Source organism: Streptomyces sp. NPDC034085, assembly GCF_055575555.1.
Map to the genome: position 1 here is coordinate 555,544 of NZ_JBVISL010000004.1, position 16,904 is coordinate 572,447.

Sequence of the window (16,904 nt, forward strand, 5' to 3'; positions counted from 1 at the left end):
TGGAAGGGATCGGCCGACCCGGTTCTGTCCTGCGGCGCACCCGCGCACGGCAGCCCGAGCGCTTGGCCACGGCCCGCACGGTGCCGGTCGGGCGCCGGTCGCCTCGGGCCGGCACCCACGAGGAGAGGGTCCGATGATCGAAGAGGAGCGGACCCGTGCGGAGAGCGGCGCGCGAGCCTCCTGCGCGGGCCGGCGTCAGAGGGAGGGGCCCCTCGGGACGGACGGCGGCGCGAGCGGTCCGGCGGTACTGGCCCGCGACGGCAGCCGCATGCAGGAACTGCTGGGCGGCCTGCTCCTGGCCAGTCACCTGATGCCGTGGGCGGAGCTGCCGGCGCAGGTCGCGGCCCACGCGGGCCGCGCCGGGTTCCAGGACGCGGCGGTGTACCTGTGTGATCTCCAGGAGAACGTGCTGCGGCGGCTGACCGGCAGAGGTCTCACGAGCGGGGAGGGCGCCCCGTCCGGAGAGGACGAGTTGCAGGTGGCGACCACGATGGCCGGGAGGTGCTTCCAGCTCGGCCGTCTGCTGCCGCTCACGCGCGAAGGCCAGGACGGTGTGACGTGGTGGGTACCCCTGCTGGACGGTACCGAACGGCTGGGCGTCCTGAGGGTGACCACCCCCCACGACGACGGGGCGACGGGGGAGGACCTGAAACTCCTGGCGGCTCTGGTGGCGCTGCTGGTGGTCAGCAAGCGGGATTCGAGCGACGCCCACGCCCGTCTGGTGCGGACCAGGGACATGAACGTGGCCGCCGAGATGCAGTGGCACCTCATGCCGGCGATGACCTATGCCGACGCCCACGTGGTGATCAGCGCCGTTCTGGAGCCGACCTACGAAATCGGCGGAGACGCCTTCGACTACGCGCTCGCCGGCGACGTCGTCCACCTCGGCATCTTCGACGCGATGGGCCACGACACCGCCGCCGGCATCACCGCGAACCTCGCCGTCGCCGCCTGCCGCAACAACCGGCGCCAGGGCCTCGGCCTGGTGGACACGACGGTCGCGATCGAGCAGACCCTGCTGGAGCAGTTCGGCAGGCTGCGTTTCGTCACCGCGATCCTCGCCGACCTCAGTACGACCACGGGGGTCCTGTCGTGGGTCAACCGCGGCCACCACCCCCCAGTGGTCATCCGGGGAGGCCGGTGGACGACCCGCCTGCAGTGCCAGCCCGCCCACCCCATGGGCACCGACCTCGGCCTGGAACCCGTGCTGTGCCGCGAGCAACTGGAGCCCGGCGACCGGATCGTCCTCTACACCGACGGCATCACGGAAGCCCGGAACAAGGAGGGCCGGGAGTTCGGCCTCGACGGCTTCATCGACTTCCTCATCCGCCACCAGGCCGACGGACTCCCGGTGCCCGAGACACTGCGCCGCCTGATACGGGCGATCCTGGGCCACCACGACGGGCGTCTCGCGGACGACGCCACCGTCCTGGTCGCCGAGTGGCTCGGCCCCGTCGGCACGAAGTCCCAAGCGCAGGCGCGGGTGGGGCTTCCCCCCGCGGCCTGACGGTGGTGCCGCTGCGGCACCCGCGCGGCCGCCCCCGGACGACCGCCCGCGGACGTGACGGATCCCCCGGACCGGGTAGGCGCAGCCCATGAACGGAACCGAACCCCACGCGGCACCGGTGGCGTGCGACCGAACGAAGGTGATCTCGTGAAGGCACTGACCTGGCACGGCAAGCGCGACGTACGGGTCGACACGGTCCCGGATCCGAGCATCCAGGACCCGACCGACGTCATCGTCCGGGTGACCACGACCGGCCTGTGCGGATCGGACCTGCACCTGTACGAGGTCCTCGGCCCCTTCCTCGAAGCCGGCGACATCCTGGGACACGAGCCGATGGGCGTCGTCGAGGAAGCCGGCCCGGACGTGACGGCCCTGCGGCCGGGGGACCGCGTCGTCATCCCCTTCAACGTCTCCTGCGGCACGTGCTTCATGTGCGGGCAGGGACTGCACTCGCAGTGCGAGACCACCCAGGTCCGCGAGCACGGAAGCGGCGCCGCCCTCTTCGGCTACACCAAGCTCTACGGGCAGGTCCCGGGCGGGCAAGCGGAGTACCTGCGCGTCCCGTTCGGCAACACCCTGCCCATCGCCGTCCCGCCGGGACCGTCGGACGAGCGGTTCGTCTACCTGTCCGACGTGCTGCCCACCGCATGGCAGGCCGTGGAATACGCGGCCGTGCCGCCCGGAGGCAGCGTCGCCGTCCTGGGCCTCGGCCCGATCGGTGACATGGCCGCCCGCATCGCCGCCCACCGGGGCGCGGGTACGGTCATCGGCATCGACCTCGTACCGGAACGCCTGCGGCGCGCTCAGGCCCGCGGGGTCCGCACCTTCGACCTCAACGAGTACGGCGACACCCTCGCGGACGCCGTTCGGGACGTCACCGGCGGGCGCGGTCCCGACTCCGTCATCGACGCCGTCGGGATGGAAGCCCACGGCGCTGCCCTGGCCAAGGGCATGCAGCAGGCGACGACCTTCCTGCCGGACGCGCTGGCCGCGAAGATGATGCGGCGCGCCGGAGTGGACCGCCTCTCCGCCCTCCACCTGGCCATCGACCTCGTCCGGCGCGGTGGCACGATCTCCCTGTCGGGTGTCTACGGAGGCATGGCCGATCCCCTCCCGCTGCTGACCATGTTCGACAAGCAGGTGCAGCTCCGCATGGGCCAGGCGAACGTCTGGCGGTGGGTGGACGACCTGCTCCCGCTCCTCACCGACAACGACCCCCTCGGTGTCGAGGACTTCGCCACCCACCGCCTTCCGCTGGCCGAGGCTCCGGCGGCGTACGAGATGTTCCAGAAGAAGCAGGACGGGGCGGTCAAGGTCCTGTTCACCCCCTGACACGGCCTGCCCGGAAGGACAGCAGTGCACGAACCGGACGCGGGCCCCCTCGTGGTGGGCAGCCGGTCCGGAGTCGAAGCTGCCGTGCGGGAGTTGCGGAGTGGAAGCCTTCGGGCTCGAGCGAACGGCCGCAGCCGCTCGCTCCGGCTTCTTCCCGCGCGGTGCCGGACGCCGACGCCGCCGCCGTCACGGATCCGGGAAGAGGGGGTGAGGCGACGAATGGGGGGCAGGCGCCCTTCTGAAAGCGTCCACCCGCCCTTCACCAGGAGGAGCCTTGAGTGACTTCCACAGTGCGAGCCGCCAGGACGAAAGCAGGACGACGGCGGTAGCACACACCGTGCAGGACAAGGCCGGCGAGAGCGCTTCGCTGGTCGGGAGCAAGGCCGCCGAAGTGGGCGGCACGGCCAAGGAGCAGGCGGCCCAGGTCGTCGGCGAGGCCACCGCGCAGGCCCGCGACCTCGTCGCGGAGCTGCGGACCCAACTGACCGGGCAGGCCGAGACGCAGACGCAACGCCTGGCGGAGAACGTACGCAGGCTCTCGCAGGAGCTCCACGAGCTGACCGAGAACGGCAAGCCCGACTCCACCGTGACGGACATGGCCCGCCGGGTGGCCGACGGCGGGCAGCGCCTGGCCGCACACGTCGAGCAGAAGGGCCCCGACGGGCTCGTGAGCGACCTCCAGGACTTCGCCCGCCGCCGTCCGGGCGTCTTCCTCGCCGGCGCCGCACTGGCCGGATTCGTCATCGCCCGCGCGGGCAAGGGCGTCAGCGCGGCCTCCTCGCAGGACAGCTCCGGCGGCGCCCCCTCGGACGGCGCGTCCGCCCCGGCCGTCCACAGGCCGTCCGTCGGTACGGGCGACCCCGCGGCGGTGGCACGCCCCCTCCCGGACCGCAGCGGCATTCCCGCCGGGTACGAGGACCCCGTGGAGACGTACGGCCAGTCCCAGCCGCCGCACGTCACCCCCGCCCCGCCGGCCTACCCGCCGGCGAGTTCGCCGGCCCACGGCGGCACGCCCCGGCCCGGGGGAGGGTTCTGAGCATGGCCCTCTCCGCACACGAACGACCGGCCGCGCCGGCCCCGCCCCGTCCGGCGGCGGCTCCCGAGCCGTCGATCGGCGACCTGATCGGTGAGATCGGGCAGGACCTGTCCCAGCTGGTCCGCGACGAGATCGAACTGGCGAAGGCAGAGATAAAGCAGGAATCCACCAAGGCCGGCAAGGCGGTCGGCATGCTCGGCGGGGCGGGCTACGCAGGCCACCTGGTCCTGCTGTTCGGCAGCCTGACCGTCGTCTTCGCACTGGCCAACCTGATGGACCCGGCTTGGGCCGCGCTCATCGTCACCGCCGTGTGGGCGGTGGTCGGCGCCGTCCTGTACGTGACGGGACGCAAGCGCCTGCGCGACGTCAACCTCAAGCCGGAGCAGACCGTGGAGACCTTGAAGGAGGATGCCCGATGGGCACGACACCCGACGAGCTGAGGACCGACGTGGAGTACCGGCGCGCACACCTGGCGCGCAACGTCGACCTCTTGGCGGACAGGATCACCCCGCGCAACGTGGCCCGGCGGAAGGTCGGCGCGGTGCGCGAGCGCGTGAGCGGAGTGAAGGAGCGCGTGATGGGCACGGCACACGATGCGGCGCAGGGGACGTCCGGGGGCCTGCGCCAGGCCACGGACACCGTGACGGAGACGGCCAAGCAGATCGGCGGCGGCGTGCAGGAGACCGTCCAGCAGGCCCCGGCCCAGATCAAGCGGCAGACGCAGGGCAGCCCCCTGGCCGCGGGGCTGATGGCTTTCGGCGCCGGCATGCTCGCAGCCGCCCTGCTGCCGACGACCGAGGCTGAAGAACGTGCCGGACAGCAGCTGCGCGACCATTCCGACCAGCTGTTGGAACCGGTGAAGCAAACCGCGGTGGAAGCCGTCCAGGAAGTCAGGGACGAGCTGAGGGAACCGGTCGCCGAAGCCGTCGACTCGGTCAAGGGCACCGCTCAGGAAGCCGTGACGACGACGACCGAGCACGCGCAGAGCGCCGGGCAGGAAACCGCCGCCGGACTGCGCCAGGTGGGCCAGGACACCGCCGCGGAGGTGCGCGACCCCGGCGGGCAGCGACCCGCCTCGCCGTGAGAGCCGGCCCGGCAGGGGCCTGGGGCCGGAACGGCGGTACGGGTGCGGTCGGCGTTCGACGGGGAAGGGCCCGTACCGTCCTGGGACGGTACGGGCCCTTTCCCGTGCCTGCCCGGCCCTGACGGAGGGAGGCGAAGGCGATCCCGGGCATACGGGCCGTGACGAAGGGACGGCCGTATGGGCGAGACGCTGATCGGGACGTGTTCATGGACGGACAAGGCACTGGTGGGCAGCGGATGGTACCCACCCGGGCGGCGTGACCCGGAGGGGCGGCTGCGGCACTACGCCGAACGGTTCCCCGTCGTCGAGGTCGACGCCGGCTACTACGCCCTCCCCAGCGAGCGCAACAGCGCCCTTTGGACCGAACGCACCCCGCCTGGCTTCCGGTTCGACGTCAAGGCGTTCTCCCTCCTCACCGGCCATCCGACCCGCAAGGCCGCCCTGCCGGCCGACCTCCGCGGTCACGACCTGCGGGACCCGGAGCTCCTCGACGAGGTCTGGCACCGCTTCGGCGCGGCCCTGCGGCCCCTCGCGGAAGCCGGCCGGCTGGGCGCCGTACTGTTCCAGTTCCCGCCGGGCTTCGTTCCCGGCGCGCGGGCGGAGACCGTGCTCCACCACATCAGGAAGCGGGCTCACCGGTGGCCGGTGGCCGTGGAGTTCCGCCACCCCGACTGGTGGCGCGAAGACCGGCGGGAGCGCACCGCCGCTCTGCTGCGGGACCTGGACGCCACCGCCGTGGCCGTGGACACGGCCCAGGGGCTGCCCACCTCGATGCCCCCCGTCACCCCGGTCACGTCCTCGGGGCTCGGAGTGGTCCGCTTCCACGGCCGCAACCCCGCCTGGGGGACCGGCAGCAAGGAGGACCGCTTCCGCCACACCTACACCCGGGAGGAGTTGCGGGCGTGGCTCCCGCGTCTGCGCTCCCTGGCGGAGCGGGTCGACCACCTGCACGTCCTGTTCAACAACTGCTGCGGCGACGCCGCCGTACGTGCCGCCGAGACCCTGCGGGACCTGCTGGATCCGGACGAAGACACGCGCTGACGTGGGGTGAGCCGCAGGGCGGCAGCACGAGCAGCCCGGCGGCGGCGAACACGAACTCCCACGCCGCCACCGGGCGCGCGCGGCGTCGGGCGTCAGGAGCCGTCGGCCGTCGGCCGTGCCCCGCCGCGGCGCAGCCGCCGCAGGACGACGCCCACGACGAGCAGCAGCAGACAGGTGCCCGCCGCCGCGTGCACCAGGAGCGCGTCGAGGCGGTCCGCCGCCAGGTAGGCGCCGACGGCCAGCGCCACCAGCGCGCACACGCCCCGGTCGACGATGGACTCCACCGACAGCAGGGTCGCCCGGTAGGGGGTCGGCGGGATGGCCGCGTTGATCAGATTGCGCTGCACCGGGTAGGCGAGGCCCGCCGCGGCGGCGAACGCGCACAGCCACAGGATCGTGCCCGGGCCCCCGGACAGCGTGGTGGCCGCCAGCGTGAGGGCCATGACCACGCTGAGCACGGTCACGGCGGTGGTGTCGGACAGTCGGCTGCGCAGCCAGCCGGTCCTGGCCGATCCCAGGGCCTCGGCGACCGTCATGGCCGAGAGCACCGCGCCGTGGTCGGCGACGGGGAGGTCCTTTTCGATCAACAGCGGTTGGAAGAGGTTGACCTGGCAGATGCGGGCGAGCGTGAACACGGCCACGCCCTGCACCATCAACGGCCCCAGGGACCGTGACGTTCCCAGCACCTTGACGGCCTGGCGGGCCGAGCCGAGGAGGCCGAGGCGCCCCGCGGGCGGATGTCCGTCCACACGGGGCACTGCCGTCGCCGGGAGGGCCGCGGCGCACGCCAGCGAACCGAGTGCGCAGAGCGCGGTCAGCACGTACGGGGCCTCGTGCCGGACGTGCATCAGGACGCCGACCAGCGGCCAGCAGGCGATCTTCGCCCAGAGCCCGAGGGCCCGGGCGGTGCCCTCGGCCTGCACGTAGTGCTCGTCCGCGCCGTGCTCGTGCAGGTACTCGTACAGGTAGGCGCTGGAGGCCCCCGACACGAGTGAGCGGGCGGCGGCGATGGCCAGGAAGTGCGCCATGAAGCCCGCGAAGGACGGCGAGGCGACCGGGACGAGGTTCGCCGCGGTCATCACGGCCGCCCCGAGCTGCATGCAGCGGCGCTGTCCGATGCGGTCGGCGATGAAGCCGGTGGGTATCTCCAGCAGGCAGAACGCGACGTAGTAGACGCTCTGGATGCCGAAGATCTGGCTGTCCGACAGGCCTGCCTGCTTCTGGTACTGGTAGAAGACCGGCATCCACCACAGCAGGTTGAACAGCAGCTGGAACCCGTTGTTCAGGCGGATCACGCGGAGCGCCGCGGCGGGCGGACGTACGCGGCGCTTCCCCCGCGTGCGCAGGGAGAGGGGCATGGGCGACCTTCGGGTGGGGCGGTACGGGGGAGGTACGGACGGGTCAGGCGCTGTAGGGGCGCAGTTGGAGGATGTGGAGCGCGTCGTCCGGTCCGAGCAGCCATTCGATGTCGAGCGGCCCCGCGAAGGTGTAGTCCGTGGCGAAATGGGACTGGAGCAGGCGACCCGCCAGCGCCAGCCGGCCCAGCTGGTCGCGCGTCTCCTGCGGCAGGTCCTCGGCGGCCGCGCCCAGCGAGAGCGTGCGCCCGCCGCCTTCGACGGTGTTGTACAGATACTGCAGGGGCAACGTCCGGCCGTCGACGACATCGGCGGTGGAGCCGTGCGCGCAGTTGAGGTACACGTTGCGGAAGTCGGCCCGGTTGGTCGGGTTGCAGGTGACCATGACGCCTCCGATCGGGGACGGCTCGTAGCGCTGGACGATCACCCCCATGTAGGTGTCGTCCAGGGAGATGCCGGCCTGGTGGCGCAGCCGCACGCTGCGCGGGGAAAGCAGCGAGGCCCATACCCCGCGGACGGCGTCCAGCAGCCCCGGCAGGTCGGTGACCTTGGTGTGGGACTCGTAGATACCGGCCGCGGAGAAGCCCGGCAGGTCCTCGGCGTTCGAGGAGGACCGCACGGCGAAGCGGCCCGTGCCCGCCAGGTGCTCGACCAGCTGCGCGTCCAGGGCGCGCACCAGGTCCTCGGGCACCGGGAGGGTGCGGACCAGGTGCTGCAACTGGAGGCAGACCGTGTCCACGACGTCCATGGAGTTCAGCTCCAGGGCCATCTTCAGTTTGCCGATGCTCTGCTGCACGGCCGGTGAGGAGTCCAGGAAGCGCTGCTGGACGGAGAAGGGCACGGCGATGCCCGCGGGCGCCTGGACGTGCCGGGCCAGGAACTCGCCCGCGTGCTGGGCCAGATCGCCGTCCTCGGGCATGCCCAGCCGCGCGGCGAGGTGGCCGAGCAGGTCGGCCCGGGGCGGCCGGGGCACGGAGTAGTAGCCGGTCAGCCGCACCGATCCGTGGCGCAGTACGTGGTGCAGCTCCCCGAGGTTGGCCGCTTTGGTGCCGTAGCGGTTCCGGTCGCCGGCGCGTAACGCGGACAGCGGTACGAGCGGTACGTCCGTCACGTGCGGCGTGTCGAGGCGGACCCGCTGCGTGTGCCACGTCGGTTCGGCGAGGTCCGACGGCTCTTCGGCGCGCTCGATGGTGAACCCGTCGGCGGTGACCTCGTAACGGACCCAGGCCCCGTCCAGCTTCTCGTCGGCGACCGTGTCGAGGACCCCGCGGACGATGGCGTTGGGGATGCCCCAGCCGGCCGCCAGCATGTTGGTGTGCGACAGCGGAGTGGTGGGCCGGCCGTTGATCAGACCGGCGACCCGCGGGATGTCGTCGGGGACCACCGGCATGGCGACGATGTCGTACCAGGTCAGGTCCGCGCGGGCGGCCAGGTACTCCTCGCCCGAGGCGAAGGCGCGGAGCCGGCCGGTGGCCGAGGCGAGCGTCAGCGGCACGAAGGGCGCGGACTCCAGGAGGGCGTGGCCCCGTGCACGGGGCACCACGGTCTCCGGCACCGCCGCGAGGGCGTTCTCCTGCCCGTGGTTGGCCGGCTTGACCAGCAGCTCCAGCGCGGGATCGAGATGGGCCCGTACGAAGGCGTGGAACTCGATCAGCAGGTCCGCGCCCATCGTGTCGGCCTCGGTGGTCTCCAGGACCATGAACGGCTCGTCCCGCTCCGGGCCGCCCCGGGAGTGCAGCGACAGGACGCCGAGCAGGAAGCGCCGCGCGGGGTCCTGGTACACGTCGTGGTTGAAGCGGTCGAGCTCGGCGTCGAGCTGCTCGAGGGTCAGGCCCTGGATCTCGGTGGCGACGTAGTTGACGTGGAAGGAGTGCACGGCGCTGTCGAGGACGTGCCAGCGGCCCTCCTCGCGGTCCACGACGACCTTGACGTACGGGTACCCGCCCAGCACCCCGGCCAGTTGCTCGAACAGGGGGAGCGTGAGCAGGGCGTCCACGGCGGCGCCCCGGGGGGACGGCGCGGTGAGGGGTTCGGCGTTCGTCATGCGGTGCTCCCGGGCGTCGAGCGGTCGGCGGAGGGGGCGCAGGGCCGGGTGCCGGCGGTGGAGGTGCCGGGGCCGGCGTGCGGGGCGGTGAGGGCGTCCGGCAGGGCCGCGACGATGTGGCCGCAGTCGGCCAGCAGCTGCGGCCCGGATTCGGCGGTGAGGAAGCACAGCGCGGCCATGGAGTTGGCGCCTCCGGCCTCCTCGTACGGCGGGACGGGGCTGCCCGGCGCGAGACTGTGCTCGCGTACCGGCTCGACGCGCGATCCCGGTGCGACCAGGGAGGGCCAGTCGACCGCCTCGAAGTCCCAGGCCGGCAGCCGGCTCCAGGGCCGGCCCTCGGCGTCGACGGCGAGGACGACGAGGGATCCGGCGGCGCCCTCGCCCCCGGTCAGCATCCGCTGCGGGTAGGCGACGTCCCGGCCGAGCAGCTCGCGCACCAGCATGCCGATCATGTCGAGGCCGAAAACGGTCTCCACCTGACGGGTCGTCATCACGCCGCCGAAGCGGGCGGCGGTCTCGATCAGCCACATGGCGCCGTCCGCGCCGAGTTTGATCTCGGTGTGGGTGGCGCAGGTGTCGAGCCCGAGCGCGTCGACGGCGGCGCGCGACAGCTCCTCGATCCGGCGCTGCAACGGGACCGGGAGGGCGGCCGGAGTCAGGCTCGCCCGCTCGGTGAAGGGGGCGACGGTCGGCATCCGCCCGGTGATGCACAGCGGATGGTAGCGGCCGCCGGCGACGATCCCCTCCACGCTGACGTAGTCGCCCCAGCCGTCGCCGTCGAACCAGTCACCGGCCTCTCCCGTCACGATCTCCTCCAGCAGGAAGTCGCTGACGCCCGCGTCCGCGGCGTGGAGTTCCGCGTAACCCTGCGCGGAGGAGGCCTCCATGACGGAGCGCCCGGTCTTCCAGGCCGCCTCGGCCTCCTGCTCGTTCCATACGGTGAGGTGGGCGGTGGAACCCGCGCTCCAGGCCGCCTTCAGGAGGAGCGGCGGCCTCAGGGTCTCGAAGGCGGTCGTGATGTCCTCCGGCCCGTGGACCTCCGTGAACCCCGGTACGGGTACCCCGGCGTCACGCCAGATCCGGCGCATCAGACGCTTGTCCCGCGCCCCGGCGACCCGCTCGCCGGCACCGCGCAGTCCGAGCCGCAGGCTCGCCCGGGCGACGGCCACCACCGCGTACTCCGACAGGGTCAGCACCGCCCCGGCGCCGACGCGGCGGGCGTGGGAGCAGATCAGATCGACCAGTTCCAGCCCCTCGCCGGGCGGGGCCGTCGTGACCGACGCGCACTCGGGCCGCCACACCGACTCGGTGGACCGGGGTAACGGCGCGAGCGCCAGGACGTGCACCTCGGCGTGGGCGGCGACGCGCGGGAGCGCGTACTCCAGGGGAGGGCCGCCCTTGGCGTAGACGAAAAGGATCGAGGTCATGGTTCTCCTGGGGTCGAGGGGACGCCGCGCGGCGCGACGGCGTCGTCGGCGGAAGGTCCGGACGCGGTGTCACCGCGTACGGGCCGGGGGTCTGGACCACGACGGAAAACAGCGGACGCACAGACATACGCCTACTCGGTCGGACGTTCCCCAAACACCCGTGCCCGCCAAGCGGGGCCTGTGTAAGGGTGTTTCGGCCACCCCCGCCCGCCCGCGGCACCGGCCGGCAGGCGCCGCCGGCGACCGCCTCGCGGGCGAGCCCGACCGCTCACGCGTCCCCGTTCGTACGAGGAGGGCCACAGAGCCCGCTCGGCGGCGTCAACCACCGGGCGCACCCGCGGAAGAGACGGCCTAGCGGCGCAGCGCTTCCGCGCCGGCGTACCGGGCGCTGTCGCCCAGCTGCTCCTCGATGCGGATGAGCTGGTTGTACTTGGCGGTGCGGTCGGAGCGCGACAGCGAGCCGGTCTTGATCTGGCCGCAGCCCGTGGCCACGGCCAGGTCGGCGATCGTGGTGTCCTCCGTCTCGCCCGAGCGGTGCGACATGACGACGGTGTATCCCGCCCGGTGGGCCGTGTCGACGGTGGCCAGCGCCTCGGTCAGGGTGCCGATCTGGTTGACCTTGACCAGCACCGAGTTGGCGACCCCGGAGGCGATGCCCTCGCGGAGCAGGGTCTCGTTCGTGCAGAACACGTCGTCGCCGGTGAGCTGGCAGCGTGAGCCGACCCGGGCGGTGAGGTCCCGCCAGCCCTCCAGGTCGTCCTCGGCCATCGGGTCCTCGATGGACACGACGGGGTAGGCGTCGATCAGCTTCACCAGGTAGTCGGCGTTTTCGGAGGGGGTGCGCCGCACCCCCTCGCCGGCGTAGTCGTAGAACCCGTCCCGGAAGAACTCGGACGACGCGGGGTCCATCACCAGGCCGATGTCGGTGCCCGGCCGGTACCCCGTGCGTTCGACGGCTGCGACGACGAAGTCCAGCGCCTCTTCGGCGGTGCGCAGCGCCGGAGCGAAGCCCCCCTCGTCGCCCACGCCCGTGGAGTGCCCGGCGGCGAGCAGGTCGCGGCGCAGGGTGTGGAAGATCTCCGACCCCATCCGGACGGCCTCCGCGAAGGTCTCCGCCCCGATCGGGGCGATCATGAACTCCTGGAAGTCCAGGGGATTGTCGGCGTGCGCGCCTCCGTTGACGATGTTCATCATCGGTACGGGCAGCAGCCGGGCGTCCGAGCCGCCCAGGTAGCGGTAGAGCGGCAGGCGGTGGGCGGCGGCCGCGGCCTTGGCGGCGGCCAGGGAGACCCCGAGGATCGCGTTCGCGCCGAGCCGGGACTTGGTGGGGGTGCCGTCCGCGGCCACGAGGGCGGCGTCGAGGCCGGCCTGGTCCTCTGCCTCACGACCGGCGACGGCCGCCGCGAGCTCCGTGTTGACGTGGCGCACCGCGCGGTCGACGCCCTTGCCGTGCCAGCGGGCCGGGTCGCCGTCGCGGAGCTCGACGGCCTCGCGGGCGCCGGTCGACGCCCCGGAGGGGACCGCGGCCCGGCCGATGGATCCGTCTGCCAGTTCCACGTCCACTTCGACGGTGGGGTTGCCCCTGCTGTCGAGGACGCGGCGGCCGGTGACGGAGGTGATGGCGGTCATGGGAGTCCTTCCCGTTGTGCGTGCGTGCCGGGTTTCGGCTGCGGCGACGGTGGCGCTGGACCCGGCGAGACGCACTCTACAGCAGAGCTGTGCAGTTGAGCTGTTTAGTTTCGCTGTTCAGTTCTGCTGCGTAGATCTGCTGAGTAGTTCGGCTGTGCAGCCGTGCTGCGTTAAAATTCGGTATGCCCCTTCCGGAATCCGCCGCCGTCGCGGCCGAACTGCGCACCGCGATGGGAAAGCTCACGCGGCGCGTGAAGCTCGAAGACCAGATGCCGTTCGGCCAGGCGGCCGTCCTCGGCGCCCTGGACCGCAGCGGTGCGATGACGACCAGCGAACTGGCGGCCGACCAGCGGGTGCGGCCGCAGTCGATGGCCCGAGCCGTGGGACTGCTCATGGAGCAGGGCCTGATCACCCGCCGGGCGCACCCGACCGACGGCCGCAAGAGCCTGGTCGAGCTCTCCTCCGCGGGGCAGGCGCTGCTGGAGGAGGAGCGGGGGCGCAGGGCGGACTGGCTCGCGCGGGCCATCGAGGCGGAACTGACGGGGGAGGAGCGCGAACTGCTGGCGCGGGGCATCGGGCTGGTGGAGCGGCTCGCGGCACACTGACCCGCGCCGTCGAAGTCCCGCCTGGGCCTTCGGGCGGCCGGAGCTGCTTTGACGACACTCCCCAGCCCGCCGGGCGTCTTCGGCCCGACAGGCTCCGGTACGAGGGTCAGGGGCGGCGGAGACGGGGGGACAGGGCTGCCATGGCCGCCATCAGCGTCGGCAGCACCAGCATCGCCCACCGCAGCGTCGTCGCCTCCGCCAGGGCCCCGATGATCGGGGGCCCCGCGAGGAAGCCGACGTAGCCCACCGCCGAGACGGCGGCGATGGAGGAGCCCGTGCGGTCGGGCCGCAGGGCGGCGGCGTGGGCGAAGACGAGGGGGATGACCGCGGCCATGCCCAGGCCCAGCAGGGTGTAGCCGACGTAGCCCGCCGCCGTCGTCGCGCTGAGGATCGGGATCAGGGCCCCGGCGCCCGCCACCGCGGCGCAGACGAGCGTGAAGCGGGCCGTGCCGAAGCGCGCGCGCAGCCGGTCGGCGGTGAGGCGGCCGACGACCATGCCCGCGGAGAAGACGGCGTACCCCAGGCCCGCCGCGCCCGGTGAGGCGCCGGTCTCCTCCTTCAGGTACACCGCGCCCCAGTCGTTGACCACTCCCTCCCCCATCAGCGCGCAGAACGCCACCAGGCCGGGGATCCACAGGCCCGGACCGGGCAGGGCCAGCAGAGGGCCCGTGCGCGAGGGGCCCCCGGCCTTCGGCGGTTCGGGGGCCAGGGCCGTGGCCGCCGCCCCCGCCACCACCAGCAGGACGAGCGCCGCCACCGTGAAGTGCGCCCGGATGCCGATCCCGGCGGAGGCCGCCAGGCCCCCCGCCGTGGCGCCGGTGATGCCGCCGAGGCTGAACATGGCGTGGAAGCCGCCGAGGACGGGACGGCCGTAGGCGCGTTCGACGAGGACGCCCTGGGTGTTCATCGCGACGTCGACGGCCGTGTTGCCGCACGCGAACACCGCCAGGGCCGCCGTCAGGGCCGCCAGGTCCGGTACGAGGGGCAGGCTCGCGAGGGCGCCCAGGTAGGCCGCCATCCCGGTGCACAGGACCGTACGGCTGCCGTACCTCGCCACCAGGCCGCCGACCAGCGGCAGCCCGAGGAAGGCACCCGCGCTCAGGCCGACGAGTGCCACCGCCAGCTCGCCGGCGGACAGGTCCAGCCGGCCCTGGACGGCGGGCACCCGGGCCGCCCAGGTGGCGAAGGCGGCCCCGGTGACGAAGAAGACCGCGCAGACGGCCACCCGCATCGCCCGCGGACTCCGGCGCCGGGCACCGGCGGACGGCGGCGCCGCCCCCGCCCCCACGGTCTCGGGCTCGTTGCGCATCTACGTCCGTCCCCTTGTCGCTCGTGCCTGGTCGTACCCGGACGCTCCCGCCGCGCGTCGTGCGGCGGGAGCACCCGTCATCGCGCCGAACCGGCCGTCCGCCGGGTGAGGGCGATCAACGCCTCCCGCTCCTCGACAAGGACCTTGTACAGGACGTCGGCGTAGCGGTGCATCGTCGCCGTGTCGTTGGGCGGGCCGAAGGAGCTGAAGCTCTGCCCCAGCACCAGGCGGCGCAGGCAGACCTCCTCGCTCACCGGGTACTGCGCCGGATCGTAGTGGTGCCCGGGGCGGGCGTGCCCGCAGCTCCACGGGCAGCCCCGGCCGTAGCCGCGCAGCTCCTGGAACAGGGTCTGCCCGGGGACCGGCTGCGGCTGCCAGCGCATGATGTTCAGGCCTTCGGCGTTGACCGCCCGGGAGAGCGCGTCGCGGAAGGCGGCGACGGGCAGGCCGTCGAGTCCGAGTTCCTCGGGCATGACGAGCAGCGGATAGAAGAAGTAGACGTGCGTGCGCTCCTCGGGCACGACCGGCGGGCGGATGCCGGGTACGCCGGCGAGGGCCTGGGTGAGCGCCGCGCCGTTGGCCTGCCGGGCGAGGGACATCTCCGGCAGACGGGTGAGCTGGGAGCGGGCGAACGCGGCGGCGAGGACGTCGATGCGGTAGTTCCAGCCCATGATGCGGGCGTTGTAGTCCCGGCTCTGCCCGGGCAGTTCCTCGCCGAACATCAGCACCCGCCTGGCCAGCCGGTGCCGGTCCTCGTCGCGGGTCGCGAACAGGCCCCCCTCGCCGAGGGCGGAGAGGGTCTTGGACCCGTTGAGGCTGGCGCCGCTCAGGGTGCCGAGGGACCCGACCGGGCGGCCCCGGTAGGTGGCGCCGTGGGCCTGGGAGGCGTCCTCGATCAGGACGAGGCCGTGCCGGTCGGCGATGGCGCGCAGGGCGTCGTAGTCGGCGGGCAGGCCGTTGAGGTCCACGGCGACGATCGCCCGGGTCCGGTCGGTGATGCGTTCCTCGATCCGGGCCGGGTCGAGGTTGAACGTCGCGAGGTCGGTGTCCACGAACACCGGGATGGCGTTGGCCTGGAGCACGCAGGAGGCCGAGGCGAGGAAGGTGTCGGCCGGTACGAGTACCTCGTCGCCGGGCTCCACCCCGGCGGCCGCGATCGCCATGTGCAGGGCCGCAGTGCCGGAGTTGGCGGCGAGGACGTAGGGCATGCCGGTGAACTCGGCCCAGGCGTCCTGGAGTTCGCTGACCGTGCGCATGGGCCAGTGCCAGGGGGTCGCCTCGTCCAGCGCGTCGAGCACGGCCTTGCGGTCGGCGTCGGTGATGTGCGGCCAGGGGGCCACCTCGTTCCCGGAGAGCAGCGGGGAGCCTCCGTCGACGGCTAGCACGTCCTGGCCTCCTCACCGGCTCCGACCGAGGCGGTCAGCGTCAGCCTCCGCCGGGCCGGAGGCTCGCGGCGGAACACCGCCCTGGCGGACGGGATCTCGGGGAACGGCCCGAGCAGGCCGGCGAGGGCGGTGAGGCCCTCGGCCAGGCTCACCCGGGGGGTGAAGCCCAGCGCTCGCAGACGGGTGACGTCGGCGAGGAGCGTGAAGCTGTCGGCCAGGCTGGAGGTGTCGGCGTCCAGCAGCGCCGGGCGGCCGGTCGCCGTCCCCACCACCTCGGCGAGCTCGCGCATCGAGACGGCGGTTCCGGTGGCCAGGTTGTAGGTCTCGCCGTCGGCGCCGCGGCCGGCCAGGGTCATCAGGGCCCGGCACAGGTCCTCGACGTGGATGAAGTCGCGGCGCTTGCGGTCGATGTCGCCGACCACCGGGATGGGCTGCTCGTTCAGGTGCCAGCGCAGGAACTGCGAGGCCTCCCCGCCCGCCCGGCGCGGGTCCTCGCCCGGACCGTAGACGACGAAGGACCGGCCGATGACGACGGGCAGTCCGGCCGTCGCGTGCAGGCTGCGCAGGGTCAGTTCGCCGGAGAGCTTGGAGGCGCCGTACGGCAGGAAGGGCTGCGTGGGGTGGTCCTCGCGGATCGGGCTCTGGCGCGGGGTGCCGTAGACGATGGCGGAGGAGAGGTAGACGAGGCGGCGCACGCCCAGTTCCAGGCAGGCGTTGCCGACGTTGCAGGTCCCGAGGGCGTTGAGATGGAAGTCGTGGCGGGGATTCACCACGGACTCGGTGCCGCTGGCGTTGCCCGCCAGGTGGAACACGGCGTCGGCGCCCTGCAGCGCCAATAACGTCTCACCGTAATCGCGCAGGTCGGCACGGACGTAGGAGACGCCGGGCAGGGCCGCGAGGCCGGGAGGAAGGGGGGCGTGGTCGACGACGGTGACCTTCTGGGACAGAAGGCTGAGGGCCGTGACGAGATGCCGGCCGACGAAACCGGCTCCGCCGGTGACGGCTACCTCCGCGTAGTGCGTTTCGGGCATGTCGGGGCCGTGGTGCACGGTCACTCCATTCGGGATGCGAAGCGGGGGGAGGGGCGGGCACGGGCGAACACTGACCGGTGGTCACCCCCGGGGCGCACACGCCCGGCGCCGCCCATGCG

General features: G+C 73.0%; 14 protein-coding genes. 7 read left to right on the forward strand and 7 right to left on the reverse strand.

Going from position 1 to position 16,904, the window contains the following annotated elements; all coding sequences use genetic code 11:
- Positions 1 to 268 precede the first annotated feature (268 nt).
- The 6 genes from ACZ501_RS17320 to ACZ501_RS17345 all read left to right on the forward strand — a co-directional run bounded on the left by ACZ501_RS17320 (position 269) and on the right by ACZ501_RS17345 (position 6,000).
- Positions 269 to 1,507 carry a PP2C family protein-serine/threonine phosphatase gene (locus ACZ501_RS17320; protein WP_468796635.1) on the forward strand — a complete coding sequence of 413 codons (1,239 nt, stop codon included), beginning with the start codon at positions 269 to 271 and terminating at the stop codon, positions 1,505 to 1,507.
- Positions 1,508 to 1,654: 147 nt separating this feature from the next.
- Positions 1,655 to 2,839, forward strand: coding sequence for a zinc-dependent alcohol dehydrogenase (locus tag ACZ501_RS17325; protein ID WP_468796291.1), 1,185 nt, complete (start codon positions 1,655 to 1,657; stop codon positions 2,837 to 2,839).
- 274 nt (positions 2,840 to 3,113) lie between these two features.
- A complete protein-coding gene (locus ACZ501_RS17330; RefSeq protein WP_361603663.1) occupies positions 3,114 to 3,875 on the forward strand; it encodes a hypothetical protein in 762 nt (253 codons plus the stop codon).
- 2 nt (positions 3,876 to 3,877) lie between these two features.
- A complete protein-coding gene (locus ACZ501_RS17335) occupies positions 3,878 to 4,315 on the forward strand; it encodes a phage holin family protein (protein WP_361603660.1) in 438 nt (145 codons plus the stop codon).
- Positions 4,291 to 4,959, forward strand: coding sequence for a DUF3618 domain-containing protein (locus ACZ501_RS17340; RefSeq protein WP_468796293.1), 669 nt, complete (start codon positions 4,291 to 4,293; stop codon positions 4,957 to 4,959). Before ACZ501_RS17335 ends, ACZ501_RS17340 begins: the two co-directional genes overlap by 25 nt.
- A gap of 177 nt (positions 4,960 to 5,136) precedes the next feature.
- Positions 5,137 to 6,000, forward strand: coding sequence for a DUF72 domain-containing protein (locus ACZ501_RS17345; protein ID WP_468796295.1), 864 nt, complete (start codon positions 5,137 to 5,139; stop codon positions 5,998 to 6,000).
- Positions 6,001 to 6,092: 92 nt separating this feature from the next.
- Here the strand turns inward: ACZ501_RS17345 and ACZ501_RS17350 are convergent, their stop codons facing one another.
- From ACZ501_RS17350 to eno, 4 genes are all read right to left on the reverse strand, one after another.
- Complete coding sequence (locus ACZ501_RS17350; protein WP_468796296.1) at positions 6,093 to 7,358, reverse strand: MFS transporter; 1,266 nt, start codon at positions 7,356 to 7,358, stop codon at positions 6,093 to 6,095.
- Positions 7,359 to 7,401: 43 nt separating this feature from the next.
- A complete protein-coding gene (locus ACZ501_RS17355) occupies positions 7,402 to 9,399 on the reverse strand; it encodes a PEP/pyruvate-binding domain-containing protein (RefSeq protein WP_361603643.1) in 1,998 nt (665 codons plus the stop codon).
- A complete protein-coding gene (locus ACZ501_RS17360; RefSeq protein ID WP_468796298.1) occupies positions 9,396 to 10,826 on the reverse strand; it encodes an ATP-grasp domain-containing protein in 1,431 nt (476 codons plus the stop codon). The genes ACZ501_RS17355 and ACZ501_RS17360 overlap by 4 nt, the downstream gene beginning before the upstream one ends.
- Before the next feature lie 351 nt (positions 10,827 to 11,177).
- Entirely contained in the window at positions 11,178 to 12,455 is a 1,278-nt protein-coding gene (gene eno / locus ACZ501_RS17365) for a phosphopyruvate hydratase (protein WP_468796300.1), read from the reverse strand.
- Between the two features lie 182 nt (positions 12,456 to 12,637).
- Here eno and ACZ501_RS17370 point away from each other — a divergent pair, with 182 nt between their 5' ends.
- Positions 12,638 to 13,060 (forward strand): MarR family winged helix-turn-helix transcriptional regulator, encoded by a 423-nt coding sequence (locus ACZ501_RS17370; protein WP_361603634.1) that lies wholly within the window; start codon positions 12,638 to 12,640, stop codon positions 13,058 to 13,060.
- Between the two features lie 106 nt (positions 13,061 to 13,166).
- Here the strand turns inward: ACZ501_RS17370 and ACZ501_RS17375 are convergent, their stop codons facing one another.
- From ACZ501_RS17375 to ACZ501_RS17385, 3 genes are all read right to left on the reverse strand, one after another.
- Entirely contained in the window at positions 13,167 to 14,369 is a 1,203-nt protein-coding gene (locus ACZ501_RS17375; protein WP_468796302.1) for an MFS transporter, read from the reverse strand.
- A 77-nt stretch (positions 14,370 to 14,446) separates the two neighbouring features.
- The gene (locus tag ACZ501_RS17380; protein ID WP_361603628.1) at positions 14,447 to 15,754 is read right to left on the reverse strand and encodes a DegT/DnrJ/EryC1/StrS family aminotransferase; all 1,308 of its coding nucleotides are present in this window, start codon (positions 15,752 to 15,754) and stop codon (positions 14,447 to 14,449) included.
- Positions 15,748 to 16,785, reverse strand: a complete 1,038-nt coding sequence (locus ACZ501_RS17385) for an NAD-dependent epimerase/dehydratase family protein (RefSeq protein WP_361603625.1) — start codon at positions 16,783 to 16,785, stop codon at positions 15,748 to 15,750. Before ACZ501_RS17385 ends, ACZ501_RS17380 begins: the two co-directional genes overlap by 7 nt.
- Positions 16,786 to 16,904 lie beyond the last annotated feature (119 nt).